The sequence below is a fragment of the Paenibacillus sp. CB74 genome, from assembly GCF_055687625.1.
In genome coordinates this window covers 3,551,247-3,574,707 of sequence record NZ_CM146009.1, presented here as the reverse complement: position 1 = coordinate 3,574,707, position 23,461 = coordinate 3,551,247, and the positions used below count along the sequence as shown (strand labels likewise).

Here is a 23,461-nt window from a genome sequence, read left to right as displayed (position 1 = left end):
CTATTTCATTAGAAAGCTGTGATAAAAGAGGAATGCATGCCTAAAACGCAAGGATAGCGCGCCTCAGATTCGTTAGTTTTTCCAAGTGGCTGAAATACACCTAATAGCGTTACCTCGGTTCGTTAGCCATAGTGAAAATGATGTCGATGTATTCTTTATTGGACTTTGAGATTTGACGGAATGAGAGTGCTAGTACTTTGTTTGAAGTAACTAGTCAATGAAAGAGCAAAGCCGTCATGACATTTTGCAATACGCGTACGACAGGAAGGAGCTCAAAATGTGATCACCATCAGTCTGTGCATGATTGTGAAGAACGAGGAACGCATGCTAGCGCGCTGTCTCGATTCGGTTGCTGGCATCGCCGACGAGATCGTCATTGTGGATACCGGTTCATCAGATCGCACGATGGACATTGCTGCGCAGTACACCAACCAGGTCTACACGTATGAATGGAAGGAAGACTTTGCAGCAGCGCGGAATGAGTCATTCGCCAAGGCCACGCAGGAGTATATCCTGTGGCTGGATGCGGACGATGTGCTGCTGCCCGCGGAACGGGCGAAGCTGGAGGTGTTGAAGCAGCAGCTTCCGTCTGAGGGGGAGACGGAAGCTGTGATCTTGAACTACACGCTGGCCGAGGGGCCGGAGGGAAGTCCGCTTGTGACGGACCGACGCCTTCGCTTGGTCAAGCGGGATGCCGGGTGCCGCTGGCATGGCCGGCTGCACGAGCAGCTCAGCTTCCCGCGGGGCGAGGTCATTACGGCAGACATTGCCGTCACGCATCGCCGCGAAGCGGGACATCATTCGGCGCGAAACGTGCGCATTTTGCGCAAATGGATCGCCGAAGAGGGCGTAGCCCAAGGTCGCCTGCTGTTCTATTATGCAGGCGAATGTTATGACCGCCAGCAGTATGCGGCGGCGGCACGCGGGTACGCGAAGCTGCTGGAACAGCCAAGCGGTTACCGCGAGGATCGCCTGATTGCCTGCGCGAGGCTGGCGGAATGTTATGAACGACTGGGCGAGACGGGCCGCAAGCTGGGGGCATTGCTGCAATCGTTCCAGTATGATCTGCCGCATGCCGACTTCTGCTGTGCCATTGCTGCCTGTTTCCATGAGCGCCAGGAACCCGTCTCGGCTATCTATTGGTATATGCAGGCAGTCGATGTGAGCAGCCGCGATCCAGGTCTTCGCCCGGTGCCTGTCGCCTGTCGTACTTGGCTACCACATGCCCGGCTCTCCCTTTGTTATGCTCATCTAGGCAACTGGGAGCAGGCATTGATGCATAACACCAAAGCCCGTGAGTATTTGCCCAACGATCCAGGGCTACTTGCCAATCGGCAGAAACTCGAAGTAGTGGTGCGCAAAGAGATGAAGGAACGGGAAGAACGTGGTGCAGAGTCACCTCGTAAGTAAGGAGACGAACTGGGGCAGATGAGGACTGAAGCGTTTGAAGCGGGGAAAAGGAAATAAGGCAAATAGATTGAAGCATAAGTGAAAGAGCAGAAGCAGAATGATAGATAAATTATAATGCTGCCATATGTTTTAAGTCCGATAGATACGAATTGTTAATGAACAAAAGAAGCCCCGCTTAACCGAAAGAGTCGGTGAGTGGGGCTTCTTACGCTTCGCGTACCCCAAATGTATCTCCAATCATGATGTAATGTAAGTAAGCATTTTTTGGGGGGTTCACAAGCCTTCCACAGCGTAGAACTTCTGGTGTGCGATGCAGTGAAGATTACGCATCAAGATGAGACCTTGAGTGCTCGGGGCCATCATTTTAGCTGCTAAGCTACTTTTACTTTTCGGGTGCCAGGCAACGCACATAGTGGTCTTTCATCCGTAAGCTTTTGCACGCCCAGCCCCGTCCATCATATATTTCGTCATCGATATTGAGGGTAATGGTCTCATCCGTGTATTCATTCCAGTTTTCAATCCGGAGTGTGTTTTCACTTTCCCATTCGAGATGGTTATTCCCATGGTGCTCGGCACGATAGATCGTTTTTACCGTGGAGTCCTCTGGGGCATCCGTCTTCTTCACATCGACCCAGATCGTAACGCCGCCTGCCGCACCACCGTAAGGTACGCCGTAAATCTCGGCAGTATATTCACCGTTTCGCGAAGGCATGGAATAACTCAGATCTCCCAGCTCGGAACGGTCAAATGTGGAGAAGTATGGACGGAGCCAGAAATACAGGAATACGGAAGCAAACAGCACAAGGATCAATAGTGTAAATGTAGTGAGAATCGGGTGTCGACGTATCCATGACTTTGATGGTGATTTGTTTGAAGGATTAATTCCATGAGGATGTTGTTGTTTCATAATAAATTACTCTCCTTTGAAGGTGTTGGTTAGGAACAATAAGGAAATCGATATGTAGATGTAGATATGCCAAGGTTCTCTCTTTAAGCTATTTGTTAATTGATGGTAACACATTATGTTATTGATTAAAGCAGGTTCGAGCATTTTACAGTAAAACGCGGTTGCTCATTCGGGGCTGGGCCGTTAAACTAAAGGGAGCGGCGTTTGCTTGACGGACAAGTCATGAGAACGCCATTTTGTTGTCAAGGATGCGGTATATGAGCCGCTTTCGGATGTCAGAATCGGATCGGACCAAGCTGGTGGAAGAACACCGGTGATAAGTAAGGAGTCTTTACATGAGTGTGCAAACACCTACTATTGAAGAAGCGCAGGGTCTCCTGCAAAAATATTATGGCTACCCCGACTTCCGTGAGGGACAGAAAAAGATTGTAGCCAGCCTGCTCGAACGTGAAGATACGCTCGGCATTATGCCAACCGGGGGCGGTAAGTCGATCTGTTATCAGATCCCCGCTCTGTTATATTCGGGTCTGACGCTTGTTGTCTCCCCGTTGATCTCATTAATGAAGGACCAGGTCGATGCGTTGACGACCGCCGGAATTGCTGCCGCGTATATTAATAGTACACTTAGCGGCAAAGAAGTGAATGATCGCATCCGCGCGGCGCAGCGCGGTGAGCTGAAGTTGCTCTATGTCGCGCCTGAGCGACTGGAGCTGGATTGGTTCCGCGAGGAGATGGGCTATTTGCCGATCTCGTGCGTTGCTGTGGATGAGGCCCACTGTGTATCACAGTGGGGACATGATTTTCGGACAAGCTACCTGGCGGTAGCGCCGTTTGTGGACAGTTTGCCAGAGCGGCCGGTGGTTGCGGCCTTCACGGCAACAGCGACGCCCGAGGTCATGGGCGATATTCTGCGGCTGCTGCGTTTGCAGGACCCGCAGACGTATGTGACCGGACTTGGGCGGGATAATCTGGCGTTTAGCGTGCTTCGCGGCGAGAGCAAGAAGGACTTTGTCCTGAATTACGCGCGCGAGCATGCCAGCGAGCCTGGAATTGTATATGCCGCGACCCGTAAGGACGTGGATGATCTGCATCAGCGTTTGTTGCAGGCGGGATTGCCTGCTGGACGCTACCATGCCGGCATGACGGACGATGAACGGGCCCAGAGCCAGGAAGCTTTTTTGTACGATGATATCCGGGTGATGGTGGCAACGAATGCGTTCGGGATGGGGATTGATAAATCGAACGTGCGTTACGTAATTCATAACAGCATGCCGAAGAACATGGAGGCATATGTACAGGAAGCCGGACGTGCAGGCCGGGACGGGGAGCCCAGTCAGTGTATTCTGTTATTCGGGGCACAGGACATTATCACCCAGAAGTTCCTGATTGAGCAGAATCCGATGGAGGGCGACCGCAAACAGAACGATTACCGGAAGCTGCAACAGATGGTGGATTACTGTTACACGACGCGTTGTCTGCGCAGTGCGCAGCTGGATTATTTCGGTGAGGTGCATGACGACACACCTTGCGGTATTTGCAGTTCCTGTACGGACGACCGTGAGCTGGTAGACATGACGATTGATGCTCAGAAAATATTCAGCTGCATTCACCGCATGCGTGAACGGTATGGTGTATCGCTGGTCGCTTCGGTGCTCAAAGGCTCCCGTGCCAAAAAGGTGCTCGATTATGGCTTCGATTCCCTGCCCACCTACGGTGTGATGGGGAATCGGACAGAGCGCGAGATATCGGAGATCATCAACGTGATGGTATCGGAAGGATATCTGATGCTGTCCGAGGGGCAGTATCCGGTCGTTCGTTTGCAGCCACTTGCGGTGGAAGTGCTCAAAGGTCAGCGTGAAGTAATGCAACGTGTCGTGCGCAAGACAGCGGCGACGGCTTCGGGTACGAATTATGGTGGACGTCGTGGACGCGATGCGATGCCATCTGCGGTTAACGAGACGGTATTTGAACAACTTCGTCTGATCCGGCGTGATCTGGCGGCGAAAGAGCATGTACCATCGTACATTATCTTCAATGACGCGACCCTGCGCGAGATGAGTGTGGTATGTCCACAGACAGAACGTGACATGCTGGATATCAAAGGGGTCGGTGAGGTCAAGTATCGCAAGTACGGACTGCCGTTCCTGGAGTTTTTCCAGAAGCAATCGGGCGAAGAAGTCGATACGGATGATGATGCATTTTACGAGTTTGAGTAGTATGCGAAGGTATAATCAGATATGAGCAAGTTGGGATGAAGTGTGAATTGTGGTTATATTCGCGCTTTCAGGTCTTTGAGGCTCAGGTGCGTAAAGCATAAATGATTGTAGAGGTGCTATATGTCCATCCAGAGGATATCTTCAAACCTGTCGAAAGCCGGAGCGCAATTAAGTTTGAAATGAACTTGGACTATAGTGTGTCTCTGTATTGTGGACAAATTAAGGTGAATTGTCTTTCAAAGGGTGGACATTGGCGTTAGGAATGTCTGAAAGTAGCATGTACAATATGTGGTTTTATTTATTTGGTTGTGCACTGTATGTTGTGTTTTTAGTTTGGCGGGGTGTATATGTCTTTTTGAAAAGAGTGTCCAATCTTTGAAAGACAAAAGTAGAAAATGTCCATGAGACATGGAATGGCTAGTTCAAAGAGGTTTGCATGAACAGCATCCAGGGCAGGATGGCTGTGCAGCTTTACTTTTACCAAAAAATATGGTCTGGGTGTCCAGGCAAAGGTTGTGAACCATGAAGGTTATTCTTTCTACATTAAATGCAAAGTACATCCATACCTCCTTGGCCTTGCGTTGTCTGAAGGCGTACAGTGAGAAGGATTTTGATATTGACCTGGCGGAGTATACGATCAAAGATCCAGTCATGAACATTGTGTCTGATCTATACCAGCGCGGCGCGGACGTGATTGGGTTCTCGTGTTACATCTGGAACATTGAAGAGACGATTAAGGTCATTGATAATCTGAAAAAGGTTATGCCTGACGTGAAAATTTTGCTTGGCGGGCCGGAGGTGTCCTACGACACGGAATATTGGATGAACCGGATTCCCAATGTGGATTTCATCGTGATGGGTGAAGGGGAAGAGACGCTGCATCAGCTTTTGACGGAGCTGCAAGGAAGCAAAAAGTTCCACTTCGTGTATGGACTGGCGTATCGCAAAGGGGAAGAGGTCATTCTCATGCCAGGACGTCCAAAAGCGGACCTGAACGATCTGCCGTCACCGCACCGATTTGAAGAGGATATTCCCGACCTCGGGAAACGTGTGGTTTATTTTGAGACCAGCCGGGGCTGTCCGTTCAGTTGTCAGTTCTGTCTGTCCAGTATTGAGGTCGGCGTGCGGTATTACGATATTGAGCGGACCAAGTCGGATATTCTGTACCTGATTGAGAAGGGCGCGAAGCTGATCAAGTTTGTGGATCGGACGTTTAACATCAAGCGGGATTATGCGCTCGAAATGTTCAAATTCCTGATCGAGAATCATCAGGGGACGGTGTTCCAGTTTGAAATCACAGCGGATATTATGCGTCCTGAAGTACTGGATTATCTGGCAGAGAATGCACCGCCGGGCACATTCCGCTTCGAGATCGGGGTTCAATCCACGAACGATCCGACAAATGAACTGGTGAAACGCCGCCAGAACTTTACCAAGCTGAGCCGGACCGTCAACAAAGTCAAAGCCAGTGGAAAAATCGACCAGCATCTGGATCTCATCGCCGGACTGCCGGAGGAAGATTACAATACGTTCCGCAAGACGTTTAACGATGTATTTGCACTGGGGCCGGAAGAGCTTCAACTCGGATTCCTCAAAATGTTGCGTGGTACGGGTCTGCGTCTGGATGCAGAGAAGTACAACTATACGTATATGGACCACGCGCCGTATGAGATTCTGGGCAGTGATGTGCTGCCATTCAGCGACATCGTGCGCTTGAAGCGGCTGGAAGATGTGTTGGAGAAATACTGGAACGCCCACCGGATGGATCACACGCTGAAGTATCTGATGGAGCAGGAGTTCAACTCGCCATTTGATTTCTTCCAGGCGTTCGGGGATTACTGGGAAGGTCAGGGCTGGCAGAAGATTGGTCACCAACTGGAGGATCTGTTCACGCGTCTGCACAGCTTCCTGGAGTCGCGGAATACGCCGCATATGGATGTCGTGCTTGGCCTCATGAAGCTGGACTATTTCCTCGGCCACAAATACAAACCACGCAAAATCTGGTGGGAAGATCCGCTCCAGAAAGACCAGTGGGCGGGTTATATGAAAACGTTGGCTGAACGTCCGGAAGACGTTCGTCTGCCACGTGTTGCCGGTGCCGCTGGCACGGCATGGCTGGAAAGTAGCGGCACGGGTGCGAGTGCCGCTGTGGCAAGTTCGGCTGCTGCCGGAGAAGACTCTGCCGCAGATGCGGCGGGTGTGATCGGCAGCGATGCCGGGGGTGCAGCGTCGCTCCCTGCGGGCGACGCAACAGGGTCCGCCGCGGATGGAGCGGCGGACGGGGAAGACGGCAACGCTTCGCGTGCGTTGCCGATGACCTCGGCCATGACCGCACAGACGGTCATGGGTGCCCGGGCTTTCGCCGACCTTGGTCTCGGCGAAAAGGAACTGCAGAAGCACACCGTACTGGATGTGCTTCCGTTCCGGCTTGAGCGTGTGCTAGCTGGCGCCAGCCCGCTTGCCGCGAAAGGCCGGACGCTGCTGGTCGTTGTGTACCAGCAGCACGAAGGGCAGCAGGCGCAGTATTACATGCTGCCGCTGGGAGAAGAAGCCGCTGCCATGTAGGTTCAGCGACCATATTTCCGAAAGCATCGGAAGATCACTAGATTCCCTTACGGGATGAAGATGATCTTCCTTTTTTATTTTTTTAATTTTATAGAACTCATAAATCCAATTAAGCTGAAGTGAGAGTTTTTATGAAAGATAAAGCAGAAAACACCATCATTTTAACCAAAGGTTCTGATGATACGTTGTATGTGCAAATTCCGTATAATACGGTGCATATCCAGCGCATTCGTCAGGTAACAGGAAGAAGGTGGGAGCCTGACACGAAACGTTGGGTCATCCTCTATTCAGACACATCTCTTCAGGAGTTTACAAAGTACTTTGATGCGCGAGATGTAGAGATTTCCCCGGAGCTGTGGGTGGAGAGTGATATATTGAGAAAATGGAAGTTACATGGAGAGAAAACACAATGGAGAAGAGATGAGTTGCAACAAGCTCTAAAATTGAGAGGGTAAAGCATACTGTAATCAGATTGAACGATTTGTGACCAGTCTTCCTCAGATCGATACAGAAATTCATGCATCTCATGTCCAGACATATTGTTTGAGATTGCTTGAGCGAGGAGTCTCCCATTCTAGTGTAAATCAGACGATTAGTGCGATCCGATTCTATTGTAAACATGTGTTACTTCATCCTGCCGAGTTTCAATATATACGTCCTAAAAAACAAAATAAGTTGCCCAATGTCATGTCCGAAAAAGAAGTCACCCAATTGCTGAAAACTGTGACTAATCTCAAACACAAAACAATTCTTTATCTAACCTATTCGGCAGGGCTTAGTGTCGGCGAAGTCGTTCGTCTACGCTGTAGTGATCTGGACATTGAGCGTCAGACCATTATCGTAAGGCAGGGAAAAGGTCAAAAGGATCGAAGAACTCTTCTCTCCCATCTTGCTTGGGAGATTGTACAGAAGTACATCGCCGAATATAAAACCGATCGTTGGTTGTTTCCGGGACAGTCTTCAGATCGACATCTTACGGAGCGCAGTGTACAAAAGTTTTTTGAAGAAGCTAGACAAAGAGCGGGTATTGTAATAAAATGCAGCATTCATGCTTTGCGGCACTCTTTCGCTACACATTTGCTGGAAAATGGAACAGACCTGCGCTATATTCAGGAGCTTCTTGGTCATACGAGTGCACAAACAACACAACGATATACGCATGTGAGCACGAAAAATATTCAGCGTATTCAGAGTCCACTGGATGGTGTGGACATGGGAGATTGAGTATCTCAAATCTCTCCCTTTTTCACCAAATTTTTCTTCGCATATATCGCCTCATAGGTTATCATATACGTAGTTCAGATATTACTTTGGAAGTGTGGTATTTACGAAGTACATAAATTAGATGTTAGATGAAATTCCCCTAAATCTATAAAATGAAGGTGTATTCAATGAAGAAACTCATTGTAATAAACGGAACAATGGGAGTCGGAAAAACCACAATTTGTAAAGAATTATATAAGTCACTTGATAAAGCAGTATGGTTAGATGGTGATTGGTGTTGGATGATGAATCCCTGGATAGTAAATGAAGAGAACATGCGAATGGTTGAGAATAATATTACATATTTACTAAGAAACTTTTTATCAAATTCTACATTTGATTATGTCATTTTCAACTGGGTTCTTCATAGAAAAGAGATCCTAGATGGTTTACTTGACCGTTTAGGTGATTTAGATTTTCAGGTTAAGAAGGTTACTTTGTTGTGTTCTGAAGCTGCATTACGACAAAGAATGAATCAAGATAATAGATCGGAAGAACAAATTACTTTAAGCATCAAGAGGTTAAGAATGTATGAGAATATGGATACTAACATTATTGATACAAGTGAAAGTGGGATAGAAGAGATTATTGAAAGAATAGCGGAAATAATATGTTGATGTTAATTTTGAGAAGAGGGGAACATCACCTAACATAATATTCACAATGCGGACATTCGTCCTTGGTCTTGCAGTCGCCAGACACCCAGCATAAGCTGGGTCGTGAATACAGGAACGTTATCTGAAATCAGGACAAATATGTAATATCAAAATCTAGGAGTGTGATTCGACTTGGAGAACTCAAATTTAAAAGATCTTATTGAAAAATACCTGAGCGCATATAACACGTTTAACATTGATGGAATGATAGGAGTTTTGAATGAGAATATTCATTTTCGAAACATTTCTAAAGGTGAAGTGAATTCGGAAACAAAGGGGATACAGGAATTTCGCACATTAGCAGAGCAGTCAATTGAGGTATTCTCTCACAGACGTCAAGTAATAAAGAACATTACTTTCACAGGAGATAAAGCAGAGGTTGACATTGATTATGAGGGAATATTGTCCAGTGATCTCCCTAATGGAATGAAGGCAGGAGAAACATTAAAAATTCAAGGGAAATCAATATTTCAAATGAAAGATAAGATGTTGATACTGATTGAAGATCATAGTTGAAACATTGTTGGAAGTTATTCATAGATTATCCTGAAATCAGATAACAATATATTCACGCATCGGGCATACGCCCTCGATCCGGCTGAAGCATTTCAGGGAAGCAGAGGCTGCCGGACACACTTGGCATACGCCAAGCGTCGTGAATACAGGAACGTTAGATGAAAGATCGGCAGTATCCTAAAAACATAAAATGAAATGAAAGAGGAACAAGTATGACATTGATAGGACTTATAAGACATGGAGTAACAGATTGGAATGATGAATACAGGGCACAGGGACAAGTTGATATACCTTTAAATGATGAGGGACGAAGGCAAGCTGAATTACTATCTAAGAGAATGGAGAACGAGGAGTGGGATTATATTTATTCAAGTGACTTATCAAGAGCACTCGAAACAGCAGAAATGATAGGAAGGATTAAGAATGTTGAAGTGAAAACTGACCCGCGATTAAGAGAAATGAACTGCGGTCTTATTGAGGGAACAACTGAACAAGATAGAGTTAGTAAGTGGGGATACGGATGGTCCAAACTAGATCTTGGTATAGAACCAAACGCTGAGATAATCACAAGAGGAATGAATTGCCTAATGGACATTTCTGAAAGACACCCCGACAAAAAAATATTGATAATAAGTCATGGAGCACTAATTGGACTGACTCTAAAGAAACTAATTCCGCACATCGATACAGAAGAACACCTCCATAATACATCAGTAACAATTTTAAATAAAGACCAATTCAGATGGGATTGTGAACTATATAATTGTATTACTCACTTAAACGTTGAATAAATTATGAATAGCAAATCCGAAGAAGGCCAATCAATCATTTATCTTGTATTAACGCAGCGGGGCTATCGGCCCTTGGTTGACAGAGGTATAATCATGGAGGAAGCTCAGTCAACAAACGCCCAAGCCTAAGATAAGAGTTATCTAAGGATTGGGCGTTTCGTGAATATCAGAACGTTATGCGAAACTAAATGAGATTTTGAAGAATGGGTGATCTAATTGAATAATATTGAGCTTCAAAGCTGGATCGGTACATATAAAATTATGGATAGAACTTGACGCCTGTACAATCATCAAGCCTCTAGGAGGCATTCGACCTTCTTCAAGGAAATTAACCACCATCATATCCACAAGATAAACGGGAATGTGCTGTAGACTAAGGACCCTTTATTCCGTGCTACAGAAGTTCGTCGGTATTCTCAGTAACTTTGCGAATTACTTCTTGTGTAATATACTTAGTATATTAATATTATGATGTCAGGGTGGTTTTGTGGAATTGCATTTATACGAGCAGATATATAGCTATATTGTACAAGAGATTAAAGAAGGTCGCTTAAACGAAGGTGACCGGGTCTCTTCTGAAAAAGAGTTGGCTGAACAATTTGGCGTCAGTCGTATTACATCTAAAAAGGCTTTGGATAAATTGGCAGATTCTGGGGTTATTAAACGAATACAAGGAAAAGGTTCATATGTGGCCGATGGTATCATTGGAGGACAAGAACCGAAGCATTATTCAGAGGTAAGAACAACTTTGGTTCCTGAGGACGATAAGCGGGTGATCGGGTTTATTATACCGAATTTTTCTGACGAGTTTGGCCTGGAACTTCTTAGATCGATGGAAAAGCGGAGTGCTGAGCATAATTATCAACTCATTATCAAGCGAACTTGCGGGGATCGGGATGAGGAAAAACGTGCGATTGACTTATTTATTGGTTTAGGCATCAAAGGATTAATCGTGACCCCCATTCATGGTCAACACTATAATTCTGAACTGCTCCGACTTGTATTAGATCGGTTTCCAATTGTTTTGGCCGATAGATATCTAAAAGGAATTCCGGTTTGTTCGGTATATACAGACAATAAGAAAGCAGCCATGGATCTTACGCGTCATCTGATTAGCAAAGGTCATAAAAAAATTGCCTTTTTATCTCCGCCGGAAGAGAACACTTCAACATTGGAGGAAAGGCTGCTTGGATATACGTTTGCCTTCACCCAGGAAGGAATGAATTTGAACAAAGATTATGTATTGACGAACTTGAAGGGCACCCTCCCCAAGAACATAAACGGAACAGCGATTGAAAGTGATAAAGAAACAGTAAAGCATTTTTTGAAAAAACACCCTGATGTAAAGGCATTTGTCGCATCGGAATTTCTAATAGCTACCATGCTGGCTCAAGTCATCCACTCGATGGGGAAATCTCTGGAGGAATTCGAGATCGTTTGTTTCGACTCCCTGAACGATCACCTGGGTCAACCCATCTTCACTCATATTAAGCAGGATGAGAAGCAGATGGGTGAATTGGCAGTGGACATGTTAATCTCTCAACTGCATGGAACAGCAGTTCCCGAGCTGAACATTATTAACCATCGTATGGTTGTGAAAAATAACGGATAGGGTTTATTCAAGTGCAGCTAAACCAAAGCTTGTTCAAAGTGTCGAGAAGTCCCGATGGGCTTTTCGGCACTTTTTTTGATATCAGACATATCAAACTTCCAAGCAGGGACCTTCCTGACCTGATATCGCAAGAAAAACCTCGTTTTGACGCAGTCTGTCTTCTATGAAGTATGTGGATAGGCGTTTTTCTTATGGTTAAGCATGTCTCACATTAGGGCATTTGGTTAGGGGACCGGAGGTTAACCTTGAAACGTCGGTCTCTACATCTAAATTATAGCCATACATCATGAATAGTGATGTCGTAATATTGCAATTGACATGTTTTATAATGTCATATTAATATACTTAGTATAACTAGTGGGCTCCTATAACAAATTCACGGTGTTCATCATTTTCTGATTTTATAGTTCATATCACCAGAGTTGTTAACGCTTACATAAATTGTGGATGATCAGAAAATGAAGTGGATCCTATAGGAATTCAAGTTAAACGAATTCATTTAACTTAAGGGGGACTTTGAATGAGGAGATCCAAAAAATTCGCATTTCCAATTCTTGTTTGCTTTCTGGTTATGTTACTACTTGTAACGGCATGTTCAACGAAGGGAGGCTCTAGCGATCAGGCCGGAGAGGGGATTACAACGGTTACGATGTGGCATGGTCTTACCTCCATTGATTTAGATAATATGAATAAAGTCGTGAAGGCATTTGAAGAGAAAAACCCTACGATCAAAATGAATTTGGTTTATACAGAATCCAACGAGGGATCCGATCAGAAGCTGCTGACTGCAGTCGCAGGCGGCAATCCTCCTGACGTTGCACTTTTCGATCGGTTTAAGGTCGGTACTTGGGCTGCGCAAGGTTCTCTGACTGACTTATCCTCGATGGCAGCAGAATCCGGAATACGTAAGGAAATGTATTATCCATTTGCATGGGAGGAGTCCAGTTATCAAGGAAAGCTTTATGCAATGCCGATGGATACGGACTCTCGCCTGCTATTTTACAATAAGGATCATTTCAAAGAAGTGGGGTTGGATCCCAACAAACCACCACAAACGATCGCCGAGCTTGAAGCGGCCGCCGATAAGTTGACCATCAAGGAAGGTAAACGGTTCAAACGGATCGGGTTCATCCCATGGTATTCGCAAGGCTGGCTGTATACTTGGGGATGGGCATTTGGAGGAGAATTCCAGGATGCTGCCACCGGCAAAATTACGGCAAATGATCCTAAAGTCGTGGAAGCATTACAATGGATGACCGACTTCGGTAAAAAATACAATGTCGAGGATATTGCCGGATTCACAAGTGCAGCGGGTACGGAGGAAATGGATCCGTTCATTTCCGGTCAAGTCAGCATGAAGATAAGTGGAAACTTTACGGTGAAGGGCATCGAAAAATTTAAGCCGGATTTAAACTACGGTGTTGCACCCATACCGACCCCAACAGGTACTAATTTTACGACATGGTCGGGAGGCGGATCCGCTATTATCCCTAAAGGCGCCAAGAACGTCGCTGCTGCTTGGGAATTCCTCGAATTCTTAGGGAAAGAAGAGGGGCAAACGTTATTAAACGCTGATTCTCAAATTTCCGTTATTGATTCGGTTAACGACAAATACGGTTACAAGGACGATCCGATTATGAAGGAATTTATTAATATTTTGCCCAATTCACATAACCGCCCGGTTATTCCTGAAGGACAACTGCTGTGGAATGAGTTAGCTTCCGCTACGGAAAAGGCTACCCGCGGTAACGGTACTCCGAAAGAGAACCTGGATAGAGTAACAGAGACGGTTAATAAGGCTTTAGAAAAATACGACAAATAGAGTGCTCGGTAGGCAGGGGGAGCGAACTCTCTCTCCTTGCCTATTCATGAATGACACTTGGAAGGAGAATGTACATGGCAAAACTGGCCGATCCAGTTCAAGTAAAAGCAATTCCATCGGCAAGGAAACGAGCACTCCACAGAACTAACGCGATTGGATGGCTGTTTGCTTCACCTTGGGCTATAGGGCTGCTATGCTTTTATGCAATTCCCATGCTAATGTCCATCTACTTCAGCTTCACTACTTACAGCATTCTGCAGCCTGGTGAATTTGTCGGAATGAATAATTATAGAGATCTTTTTCATGATCCTCTATTTTGGAAATCCATATACAACACGATTTATTTTACGGTATTTTTTGTTCCATTAAGTATATTTTTCGGTGTGGCACTCGCTATGATGTTGAATATGAAGGTTAAGGGTATGGCTGTATTCAGAACGATCTTTTTCTTACCTACTCTCGTCCCACAAGTAGCTCTGGCTGTTCTGTGGATGTGGCTGTTACATCCAAACTTCGGATTGGTGAACGGGATGTTAGCGAATATAGGTATCGATGGACCCGCTTGGCTTGGTGGTGAGTCATGGTCCAAGCCCTCTCTCATTCTGATGTCGCTTTGGGGTATTGGGCAAGCGGTCGTTATCTACCTTGCTGGATTAGGAGACATTCCTGAGGAGTACTATGAAGCGGCGCAAATCGATGGAGCTAACTGGTTTCAGAAAACGAGAAAGGTAACCCTGCCTTTGCTCACTCCCGTTATTTTCTACAACCTTGTCATGGGAATGATTGGTGCATTCCAACAGTTTACTCTTCCCTATACACTGACCAAAGGGCAAGGAACTCCTGCAAATTCCATGACTTTTTACGTCATGTATTTATATGAGAACGGCTTTAGGTATTTCAAAATGGGTTATGCCTCCGCAATGGCCTGGATCTTATTTATTATCGTTATGGCATTAACCGGAATTATTTTTATTACGTCTAAACGCTGGGTTCATTATCAGGGAAAATAAGGAGGAGGAAGCAAAGGATGAATCCTACCGCTATCAAAAGAATCAATCGTGCGTTAGCATATGTATGTCTAATTGTTGCTTCTGCATTTTTCATGATTCCGTTCATTTGGCTGCTTTCGACTTCTCTTAAACCACTCACACAAATCTTTACATTCCCACCAGAGTGGATTCCGCGTCCAATTCTGTGGAGTAATTATTCCCGTGCTGTTGAGTATATCCCTTTCTGGACATATCTGAAAAACACGGCGATTATAACTATCGTTAGTACACTTGGTGTGATCATATCCTGTCCCTTGGTTGCATATAGTTTTGCCAAGCTAGAGTACCGTGGGAGAGGTATACTTTTCTTTGTTACCCTTGCTGTTATGATGATCCCCGGACAGGTGACCATGATTCCTTTATTCCTGTTGTTTACTAAATTAGGTTGGGTAGGGACACCTCTTCCACTGATTGTACCCCAATTTTTTGGAGTACCCATTTACATTTTTCTGTTGCGGCAATTTTTCATGGGACTGCCTGATGCCCTGCGCGAAGCAGCCCGCTTGGACGGCGCTAGTGAGTTCCGTATATATTTACAGATCATGTTTCCACTAGCCAAATCCGCCGTTTTAGCCGTGGCATTGTTTCAATTTATGGGGAGCTGGACTGATTTCATGGGCCCCTTGCTCTATTTAACCAATGAACCATCTTACACGGTTTCGCTCGGATTGCAGCAATTTCAGAGTCAAAAGGGATCCGAATGGGGTCTATTAATGGCGGTATCCACCTTGATGACATTACCTATCATTGTTTTGTTCTTTTTTCTTCAAAAGACGTTTATTAGCGGTATTACATTTAGCGGTATAAAAGGTTGAACAATCATACAGGGCGGAATATCAGCGATCGAGCAAGTGTCTGGGAACTATCGATACGGATGAGCGACAGCGCATATACTCGGTAGATTTTGCGACATGTATCTGCTGTTATAGACCCACAGCTCGTGTGGCTACTACCATAAGTCGTAAATGATTAGCATAGCCCCATTGTTAAAATTGTAAAATCAAAAGAAACCGTTCCTTGGTAAATGGGTGTGCGAGCAACCATTTACCAAAAGAGACGGTTTCTTTGTACATTCAACATATTATGAATTAACTTTACTTGCCAACCAATGAAAAAAATTATTTCCATTATACAATTGTATTTTTTTATTATCCAAAATGGATGGGGAAGAGTAACTGTTGGGAGTTGTTTCGACTCAAATTAATCATGCTATAGCTGGTGGTCTGCTATTGAACTTGCTGTATATTATACTTGTCCATGACAGAGTTACGAAATTTTTCGTATTCTGATAACGCTTGTGCAGTGGAGGATTGAGGTACACTATATTGAGTTATCCCTTCCAAGCTGAATTTGCCTAAATTATCGTTGATTAATCCATAATCACCAAAAGTATTTTTCATCAAGAAAAGTACACTTCTATCGCCTTTCTGTAGTTCCGTATAGTCATTAACTGTGTACTTGACGTTTCCTTCCAGACTGATGGGTTCGATGATCGTTAATTTGTTTTGATCTGAAGGGAAATCATCGGGCTTTTTCAATATCTTATCAATTTTTATATTCGTATTGGTGTGAAAAGATTGCATGGTTCCATCATCAAATGCAGTTATGATATGCTCGCGATCTTTGAAATTTTCTGTTGCATAACCAATGACGATCAGTTCAGCGAATGCATCCAGCTTATCTATTTCATGAAATGTTAGGGAGTTAGCTGAAAGGTTGACGACATTATGAATAGGAACGTCCCGTTTCGATTGACCATTGACGTAAGCGATTGCACTGACAGAGATAGCTAATAATACGAATAAAGAGACTAGTACAATCTTCTTTTTGAAAAAAGACATGATCTCATCCTCTCTGTTAGATTGGTATATTGAAAGCATTTAGCATCATTTCTACTATACACATATCTGAAAATTATTGTAAATTAATTATACATACCTGGTTTAATGAAATGAATGAGGCCAATGGTTACTTTATTGATATAAAGGAACGTGAAGACATTACGGAAGAATGGAGAGAGTGGTAATTTGACCGAATAGCATAACACCCATTTTAGATAAAGCCTCCCTAAAAAAATATGGCTATTACTCGTCCATTCGTTCAATTTTAATAGACAAGGGTGATTAATGTGGATAAAGGACTCATTATATTTCTAAACGGAACATCAAGTTCGGGGAAAACAAGCATCGCGATGGAAATGAAGAATCAAGGAGACATTCCGTTTCATCATCTATCTGTAGATCAATTTCTTCATAATTATGACCAATTCATAGATACTACATATCCAGATATTAAACCAATAAGAGAAGTGGAACACCACGTGATGACCGATATCCTGTTCGACCCCATCAATTCGTTGTACTGTGCAACCATTAAACTGTTTTCGGAGATGGGCCTGAATGTCATCGTGGATACAGTCATCAGCAATGACAAGTGGTTTAACGAGTTTTATGATTTATTATCGGATTATCCGGTATTGTTTGTAGGTGTACACTGCTCCAAAGAAGAACTTACCAGAAGAGAGCAGACCAGAGGAGATCGTGAGATTGGACTGGCCCATTCCCAGTTTGACTACATCTACTCTTATGATGAATATGATCTGGAAGTGAATACGGAAGAACTCAGTTCAGCTGCATGTGCGGAAAAGATATTAGGTTATATCAAGTCCGATCAGGAATACTCGGCATTTAAGAATTTAAGCAGAAGAGACTGAAGCTGTTTGCGTCAGATCATATGATATCCATTCCAATGAAAGTTAGGGATTCGGCCAAATCTTTTTCTTAGCGTTGCCTCGACCCAATAAGTAGATTTCATCAACAAATGCATAAGTATTAGAAAATGAAATAGAAAAGTCTTTACTACCACCGATAGGAAGTTTGTTGCCTTTAATCTGGATGAACAGTGTATTGTTATGATGTGAAATGTTGTAACCATGATATCTGCTAATACTGTCTCCAAACCCACCTTGTAGAGTAATAAGATCAGGAGAAACTTCAGTTCTCGTAACCATAATCTCGTCAGGGTCAACAACGTTGTTTAACATAAAAAGTCCAATGATAATAGGAACAACGATAATAAAAACTGCTCCAACAATAATGCTATACTTCATGTTTGGTCGCATACTCATGATTCACCTCCATAATTAGATGATATGAATCGATGTCTCAATACTCTTTGGGCATAAATTCCTTGCTCAATAAGAACATAATTCTACGTTTAGCAATAGGAGACTCATGTAAATCATATACTAATTCATTTTTGTGTATAGAGATAGGGGGAGGTTACGGATGGAAACTAACGCTATGAATCCAGAAGACCATATCCAACATATGTTGCAGGTGATCATCGAAAAAACACAATCCATCATCGGCGATAACCTTACAATCCTTCGGCTCGCTGGAATATTTCCTGGGACATATTGTTGAGTATCGCGATGTAAAGCAATACCTGACAGAGGAGTGGCATATCCGTACACCGCGCTGGTTAGGGGAGTATGGCAATACACCGGAGGAAGAAGAGCTTCTTTCAGACATTTACCGGCTGCAGGCATACATCACCGAAACATTAAAGGGTGGATAAGTGCTCGTGATGTCGCATTAGTCCGACTGAAATGTCGCAAAAGTACATGGTAACACGATACGGAGATCGTATATACTCTCTTTATGTTTCGATAATGAAAATCATTATCAGTACTATACATAAGGGGGATTTACAAATGAAACAAGGAACAAAGGGGCAAGCAGCTGGTAACAAAGCCTATGCTGCTCACAAATCACGATTACTCATGGGCTTGATGCTGGCCCTTATTCTTGTATTGACAGCTTGCGGTGCTGCAACAGGTACAGATAGCGGTAAGCAATCTGCGGCAACGCCAGCGGAGACACCTGCGAATGCGGAAACAAAGACGGACGGAGCTTTTCCCGTAACGATCAAGGGTATGAAGGGTGACATCACTCTAAACGAAAAACCACAGAAAATTGCAGTGCTTGATGTTAAGTTTCTGGATCAGATGTTAGCGGTTGGCGAGAAGCCAGCAGGTAGTGTTATCGCTGGAGGCAACACTGATTTCCCAGAATACTTAGGCGATCAACCGAATGGCGTAGAAGTTCTGGGTACACGGGACGAGCCTAACCTGGAAGCGATTGTTGCACTCGACCCGGATCTGATCATCATGACCGACTTCCAGGAGAAACAGTATGAGAGTGTAAGCAAAATTGCGCCTACCCTGGTACTCGATTTCTACGAAGACTGGCGTGATACGTTAGCTACGGTTGCCCAAGTTACAGACAAGCAGGATGAGGCAGAGAAAGTGCGCACAGCGTATGAAGACAAAATTGCCGGGCTGAAGACAAAATTGTCAGAGAAGCTGGGCGATGAAACAGTGGCGATCATTCGTCCACGAAAAGAAGGAATTCGTGTTCACGGTATTGAGCATCGCATCGGCGGTATTATGTACAATGACTTGGGGCTGAAAATGCCTGCTCTGGTACAGGAGATTAATGAAGATGGTTCCGTAGAAATCTCGATGGAAAAAGTGCCTGAGATCGGGGCAGATCGTTACTTTGTGCTGTCGGATGAGCTGTTTGCGGCAGAAGCCGAGGCTATGTTGACTAATCCAGTGTGGAAGTCCCTTGATGCTGTTAAAAATAACCTTACGTATGACGTAAACTCAACACTTTGGATCGCTTATTATGGACCGCTTGCGATTAATCTGATTGTAGATCAGGCAGCGGAAGCCCTGCTCGGATCGAACTAATATGAACCCATATCTCTCGACAGACTTATGGAAAGAGACGGTAGAGGATCATTCGATTTTGCTTGGTGAGCCGCCTGAACATAGTGTCCGTACCATTGCTTTGAGTGAGTTGCATGACGAAGAGGCGTGTCGAGAGTATATCCGCTGGTTTCAGAATTATATCGATGCGCCTGACATGAAAGTCGCAGCCTCCATGCTAGCCAAGCGGCTTGGCTATCTATGGACGACTCCGCTCGTGACCGCGATGACGTTTCATCATCAACATGTTACTTTTCAGCTGGAAAACAGCTTTCTCTATCATCCGAAGCTCGAAGAGCATGAGGGCGGTACACGATTTCCTTTTCTGGCGGTGAACGGGCTTCAGGCTGAAGAACTGTCTGGAGACAGGAACGTATGGCGGGAAAAAGCGGTCCAGGAGATGTTTGCAGTACAGCTGACACCTCTGTTAAAGGCTCTCGCTGCGATTGCACCTCTTTCAATGAGCATTCTCTGGGAGAATATCATGGTACGGATTGGCCGATTATTCGCTCCTGATGAAGGCGAGACGGAGCAGGAACGTAAGATCATTCGAGAGGACTTCTCCTATCTGACGCAGGTGGCATCCGGGCGAGTGTTTGGTGAGAGGAAGAATCCGTTAACACGTTTCACTGATTGTAAGGACAATGTGCATGTTGCCAAAAGTGAGCGGATCACCTGCTGTTTCTATTACCAGATGTCAGGGGAGTGTTGCCTCAAATGTCCGAAAATTGACAATGAGAAAGAATCTCAATTAAAATGACAACAGCAACAATTTACCTATGCGATTGTCAGGAGATGAGAGAAATGCCGCTGCAAGAACAGACAAGTCTATGGAGTGATACGACGATCAAGATGATCGACGGATATAGCGGTACTTTGCAGACTGGCAGTGTTCTTCACGAAACCGAATTAACTTCAAATGTGTTGCTGCTGGCGGTAGGCGGGGAAGGGGAGCTTGCAATGAATGGTGAAGTTTGCCACATTGGAGCTTCTTTTGCTTGTCATGTGGCGAGGGGAACATCCTTTACACTGACGGCCAGATCAGACGAACTTTATTATATCGTGATTAGGTATAAGGCTTCTTCCCTGGAAGGAGCCTCCCATGCGTTGCCCTCGTATCGCAAACATCCGCTGCAAACGTCGTTTATTCAAAATCCTGTGACGCAAGCGGAATGGATTCAGAATGCGGAAAAAATCGTTGCCAAATGGCGTCGCGGCGAAGGGCTGGAACGTTTTCATGCCAATGCATTGCTTCAGGGGATGATCTACGAACTGATCATGGAGTATGAACGTGGTCAAGGTGGAGCAGAGTCCGACATGGTGGATGTGGTCGTGTCCTATATATCATCGCATTATCGGCAGAATCTGGAGCTGAAAGAGCTGGCAGCCCTCGCCGGATGCAGTGTAAGGCAGTTGCAGCGACGATTCAAACAAGAGAAACAGCTCGGGCCGATGGAGTACGTCATCCAGTTGCGGATGGAGAATGCGTCGCGGATGTTACTTCATACGGATGCTTCCATTGGGGAAATTGCTGACAAAATGGGCTACCGCGACATGTATTATTTCAGCAGGGCGTTTAAGAAATATTATGGCGTTCCTCCACTGCGTTATCGACTTGCTGCCGCTTCAGAATTAGATGAAAACTATGCTCAAGCCTTACTGCGGAATCGCACAGCTTCTTCGTACGAGTCGGCCCAAGGTCCGGTGATCTGCCATATGCGAGGTGAATATCAAGTTACTGAATCACCACAGCGTATCGCCGTACTGGATGTTCAATATGCCGATCATTTGCTTGCGCTTGGGTTGTCTCCAGTAGGAAGTGTAGGATCGGGAAGTGCCGTGGTCAACTTCCCTCAATATATCCGAGCAGGACTTCAGGGTACCGAATTACTTGGGACGTATGAGTACCCTGATCTGCTTGCTGTAGAACGATTGTCACCGGATCTGATTATCTGTACCGAGGTACATGATCAACATGTTGAACGGTTAAGCCGAATTGCTCCAGTGATTATGTTTAAACGTAATGAGAGCTGGCAGACCATCCTGAGTCTGTTCGGTGAACTGACAGGCAAGCGAGCAGAGGCCAAGCGTATACTTGCCGATTATCATCGACGTACTGCTTTGCTGTCCGAAGAACTGGCTCCGGTACTGGCAGGAAAAAGTGTAGCACTGATCCGTCCGCTGGACTCTCTCGTTCGGGTTCACTCTGCAGCACATCGTACAGGCGCTGTGTTGTACCGTGATCTGGGTCTGCCTGCCCCGTTATTTGTATCCGATACTGCCGACACGGCCTATCATATCTCGGTTGATAGACTACCGGCTGTACAAGCCAGCCATTACTTTTTGCTCAGTAATGAGCTTATGCAGGATGGGATATCCGCGACAGAACAGCGTGTGTGGGGAATGCTGGATTCAGGTGAGCGACAGCACATACATTCCGTAGATGCCGCAACATGGATCGGTTGTTATGGGCCGACAGGTATTAATGGGATTGTGGATCAGATTGAGCAGGCGTTGTTGGCTTGAGCAGGCAGCTTTTTCATGAGGGAAAAACAAAAGAAACCGTTCCGTAGTAGTAAATGGAAGTGAGAGCAACCATATACCAAAGGAGACGGTTTCTTTGTACATTTTACATACTTGAATGAGGACACATTAGATCAGGCCGAGTGTTAATAATGCAGGAACGATATACGAGTCAGGGGGATATGTTAAAATGATAGAAAGTTGAACCAATACGAATAACAGGAGGTATAACTCATGAAATGGCAAGAGGTTAGAGAACTGTTCCCTGACCAATTTGTTCTGGTTTCTATCATTCAATATCATGAGGAAGATAACAAAAAAATCGTAGATGAAGTTGCACCAATTCGTACCGTATCAGAACAAGATGCGAATAAAGAGTTTTTTCGAGTAGAGCCTGGTAACGTTGTATATCATACTTCGAATCAGGACCTTGTGATTCATCTCCGTAAAGATCCATTAATGAGAGTGAGACGTAATACGAATGAAAATTAACTATGATGGACAGCTAATTACAACGTCACTTACCGTTACATTTAGAGGAAGAACACTGAAAATAGATGATGTCATTATAGACACTGGATCTTCACATACGATCATTAGTCCTGATGTTTTAGAGGAAATCGGCGTTACTTATGAAACAGGGGATTCAATTTTTGAAGCATACGGGATTGGAGGGAGTATTCCTTTTTACACCAAAATCATGGATAGGATTGTAATAGATACAAACAGCATTGAGAATATAGAGATAGATGTAGGCATATTGCCTAAAGATCATAAAGGTCTTCTCGGGTTGGATATTCTGAAACAACAAAACTTTATTATTGACTTGAAGTTACTAGAGTTACGTAAGTGAATTTTGAAATAACGGCTATGGTGAAATTGACTTAGAAGGAGAAACTATGAACGAAAAAGCTAAAGGGAAATTAAAAAAGCAATTCCTACTCATCATTTTATTTATTTTTATCATTGGGATTCAACTAACTATCAACACCTTAGTGAACCATTCCCCTGCATGGACAACTGCATTATTAATTTTTAGTTTTCTTATATTTTGTATACTCGGCCTTGTAACATACCTTGATCTCAAGAAGCAAGAGCAGTTCATAACGATCGGACAAATCGTAGATGTGAGGAAGAATAAAAATATCATTATAGTTAAAGGATTGGGACGAGGTAATAGCAAGATTTTAATCAAAGATAGTCCTACCCTGAATATGATGCAGACAAATGAACTGATTGAAATCACTAGATTAAAATATACAAAAACGATAACGAAAATAGTATATAAAGATGAAGAGATACAACTTTGAGTAAGTGGTGGAAGAGATATATTAATTTACATAATAATAAAGAGCGT

22 protein-coding genes and 1 pseudogene are annotated in these 23,461 nt (G+C 44.5%); 20 read left to right on the top strand and 3 right to left on the bottom strand.

Annotated features, from left to right (window positions below; genetic code table 11):
- Positions 1-279 precede the first annotated feature (279 nt).
- On the top strand, positions 280-1,410 hold the full coding sequence (locus ACX9NY_RS15935; protein ID WP_472473735.1) for a glycosyltransferase family 2 protein: 1,131 nt from the start codon (positions 280-282) through the stop codon (positions 1,408-1,410).
- A gap of 382 nt (positions 1,411-1,792) precedes the next feature.
- On the opposite strand, the gene ACX9NY_RS15930 is transcribed toward ACX9NY_RS15935, so the two are convergent.
- Positions 1,793-2,317 (bottom strand): DUF5412 family protein, encoded by a 525-nt coding sequence (locus ACX9NY_RS15930; RefSeq protein ID WP_472473733.1) that lies wholly within the window; start codon positions 2,315-2,317, stop codon positions 1,793-1,795.
- A gap of 335 nt (positions 2,318-2,652) precedes the next feature.
- On the opposite strand from ACX9NY_RS15930, the gene recQ reads away from it, so the two are divergent.
- From recQ to ACX9NY_RS15870, 12 genes and pseudogenes are all read left to right on the top strand, one after another.
- Positions 2,653-4,533 carry a DNA helicase RecQ gene (recQ, locus tag ACX9NY_RS15925; RefSeq protein WP_339240531.1) on the top strand — a complete coding sequence of 627 codons (1,881 nt, stop codon included), beginning with the start codon at positions 2,653-2,655 and terminating at the stop codon, positions 4,531-4,533.
- A 522-nt stretch (positions 4,534-5,055) separates the two neighbouring features.
- Entirely contained in the window at positions 5,056-7,098 is a 2,043-nt protein-coding gene (locus ACX9NY_RS15920) for a B12-binding domain-containing radical SAM protein (RefSeq protein WP_472473731.1), read from the top strand.
- A gap of 131 nt (positions 7,099-7,229) precedes the next feature.
- On the top strand, positions 7,230-7,553 hold the full coding sequence (locus ACX9NY_RS15915; protein WP_472473729.1) for a hypothetical protein: 324 nt from the start codon (positions 7,230-7,232) through the stop codon (positions 7,551-7,553).
- Positions 7,554-7,581: 28 nt separating this feature from the next.
- A pseudogene (locus ACX9NY_RS15910) lies at positions 7,582-7,665 on the top strand (hypothetical protein); the annotation flags it as partial.
- A 120-nt stretch (positions 7,666-7,785) separates the two neighbouring features.
- Entirely contained in the window at positions 7,786-8,322 is a 537-nt protein-coding gene (locus ACX9NY_RS15905) for a tyrosine-type recombinase/integrase (protein ID WP_472479313.1), read from the top strand.
- A 167-nt stretch (positions 8,323-8,489) separates the two neighbouring features.
- Positions 8,490-8,978 (top strand): AAA family ATPase, encoded by a 489-nt coding sequence (locus ACX9NY_RS15900; protein ID WP_472473727.1) that lies wholly within the window; start codon positions 8,490-8,492, stop codon positions 8,976-8,978.
- Between the two features lie 171 nt (positions 8,979-9,149).
- The gene (locus tag ACX9NY_RS15895) at positions 9,150-9,533 is read left to right on the top strand and encodes a nuclear transport factor 2 family protein (protein ID WP_472473725.1); all 384 of its coding nucleotides are present in this window, start codon (positions 9,150-9,152) and stop codon (positions 9,531-9,533) included.
- A gap of 212 nt (positions 9,534-9,745) precedes the next feature.
- Positions 9,746-10,324, top strand: a complete 579-nt coding sequence (locus tag ACX9NY_RS15890) for a histidine phosphatase family protein (RefSeq protein ID WP_472473723.1) — start codon at positions 9,746-9,748, stop codon at positions 10,322-10,324.
- A gap of 487 nt (positions 10,325-10,811) precedes the next feature.
- The gene (locus tag ACX9NY_RS15885; protein ID WP_472473721.1) at positions 10,812-11,936 is read left to right on the top strand and encodes a GntR family transcriptional regulator; all 1,125 of its coding nucleotides are present in this window, start codon (positions 10,812-10,814) and stop codon (positions 11,934-11,936) included.
- A gap of 520 nt (positions 11,937-12,456) precedes the next feature.
- Positions 12,457-13,758 (top strand): ABC transporter substrate-binding protein, encoded by a 1,302-nt coding sequence (locus ACX9NY_RS15880; RefSeq protein ID WP_239304629.1) that lies wholly within the window; start codon positions 12,457-12,459, stop codon positions 13,756-13,758.
- Positions 13,759-13,832: 74 nt separating this feature from the next.
- Positions 13,833-14,768 (top strand): carbohydrate ABC transporter permease, encoded by a 936-nt coding sequence (locus ACX9NY_RS15875; protein ID WP_472473719.1) that lies wholly within the window; start codon positions 13,833-13,835, stop codon positions 14,766-14,768.
- A 17-nt stretch (positions 14,769-14,785) separates the two neighbouring features.
- Complete coding sequence (locus ACX9NY_RS15870) at positions 14,786-15,622, top strand: carbohydrate ABC transporter permease (protein ID WP_095289351.1); 837 nt, start codon at positions 14,786-14,788, stop codon at positions 15,620-15,622.
- Positions 15,623-16,033: 411 nt separating this feature from the next.
- Here ACX9NY_RS15870 and ACX9NY_RS15865 read toward each other — a convergent pair whose 3' ends face one another.
- A complete protein-coding gene (locus tag ACX9NY_RS15865) occupies positions 16,034-16,648 on the bottom strand; it encodes a hypothetical protein (RefSeq protein ID WP_472473717.1) in 615 nt (204 codons plus the stop codon).
- Positions 16,649-16,935: 287 nt separating this feature from the next.
- On the opposite strand from ACX9NY_RS15865, the gene ACX9NY_RS15860 reads away from it, so the two are divergent.
- Positions 16,936-17,520 (top strand): chloramphenicol phosphotransferase CPT family protein, encoded by a 585-nt coding sequence (locus ACX9NY_RS15860; protein WP_472473715.1) that lies wholly within the window; start codon positions 16,936-16,938, stop codon positions 17,518-17,520.
- 42 nt (positions 17,521-17,562) lie between these two features.
- On the opposite strand, the gene ACX9NY_RS15855 is transcribed toward ACX9NY_RS15860, so the two are convergent.
- Entirely contained in the window at positions 17,563-17,934 is a 372-nt protein-coding gene (locus tag ACX9NY_RS15855; protein ID WP_472473713.1) for a hypothetical protein, read from the bottom strand.
- A 588-nt stretch (positions 17,935-18,522) separates the two neighbouring features.
- Here ACX9NY_RS15855 and ACX9NY_RS15850 point away from each other — a divergent pair.
- From ACX9NY_RS15850 to ACX9NY_RS15825, 6 genes are all read left to right on the top strand, one after another.
- The gene (locus ACX9NY_RS15850) at positions 18,523-19,563 is read left to right on the top strand and encodes an ABC transporter substrate-binding protein (protein ID WP_472473711.1); all 1,041 of its coding nucleotides are present in this window, start codon (positions 18,523-18,525) and stop codon (positions 19,561-19,563) included.
- Position 19,564: 1 nt separating this feature from the next.
- Positions 19,565-20,341 (top strand): ferric iron reductase, encoded by a 777-nt coding sequence (locus ACX9NY_RS15845; protein WP_472473709.1) that lies wholly within the window; start codon positions 19,565-19,567, stop codon positions 20,339-20,341.
- A 44-nt stretch (positions 20,342-20,385) separates the two neighbouring features.
- On the top strand, positions 20,386-22,107 hold the full coding sequence (locus ACX9NY_RS15840; protein ID WP_472473707.1) for a helix-turn-helix domain-containing protein: 1,722 nt from the start codon (positions 20,386-20,388) through the stop codon (positions 22,105-22,107).
- A 231-nt stretch (positions 22,108-22,338) separates the two neighbouring features.
- Entirely contained in the window at positions 22,339-22,596 is a 258-nt protein-coding gene (locus ACX9NY_RS15835) for a hypothetical protein (protein WP_472473705.1), read from the top strand.
- The gene (locus ACX9NY_RS15830) at positions 22,586-22,957 is read left to right on the top strand and encodes a retropepsin-like aspartic protease (RefSeq protein ID WP_253432238.1); all 372 of its coding nucleotides are present in this window, start codon (positions 22,586-22,588) and stop codon (positions 22,955-22,957) included. The genes ACX9NY_RS15835 and ACX9NY_RS15830 overlap by 11 nt, the downstream gene beginning before the upstream one ends.
- A 46-nt stretch (positions 22,958-23,003) precedes the next feature.
- On the top strand, positions 23,004-23,414 hold the full coding sequence (locus ACX9NY_RS15825; RefSeq protein WP_472473703.1) for a hypothetical protein: 411 nt from the start codon (positions 23,004-23,006) through the stop codon (positions 23,412-23,414).
- The last annotated feature ends 47 nt before the right edge of the window (positions 23,415-23,461 follow it).